This is a genomic window from Veronia pacifica (assembly GCF_001707825.1).
GTDB lineage: Bacteria > Pseudomonadota > Gammaproteobacteria > Enterobacterales > Vibrionaceae > Veronia > Veronia pacifica.
The window spans coordinates 1-320 of sequence record NZ_LYBM01000147.1; the positions used below are offsets into that span (position 1 = coordinate 1).

The 320-nt window shown below is 40.6% G+C and carries 1 protein-coding gene; it reads right to left on the reverse strand.

Annotation, left to right across the window (positions count from 1 at the left end; genetic code table 11):
- Nucleotides 1-64: 64 nt before the first annotated feature.
- A partial coding sequence (tnpA, locus tag A8L45_RS23530; RefSeq protein ID WP_068905729.1) for an IS66 family insertion sequence element accessory protein TnpA occupies nt 65-320 on the reverse strand: 256 nt, incomplete at its 5' end.

A 320-nucleotide genomic window follows, 5' to 3' on the forward strand; every position in this document is an offset into this window, starting at 1 on the left:
GATTTTCGAAAATCCACAGCATCGCGGTATAAGTAAATACATTTAGGTTCAACAAACATTTTCATCAGGCAAGCTCGCGCAGTAATTGGCCTAGATAAGATGCAGACGTTGTGGGTGGTAAGCTGACTTTTACTTTACTAATCGAGAGGATGATTGGCTGTTGCGGTTCGATGGCATCGACGTGTTTCGTAACTTTTGCTCGAACAAAGCTTTCTGATGAGGCATTAAGTTTACTTCGTGCGGCATAAAACGTTGTTTTTGATAAAGCATTTTGCTGGCAATAGTCAGTGATAGTTAAATCACTGGCTTGTTGTTCTTCA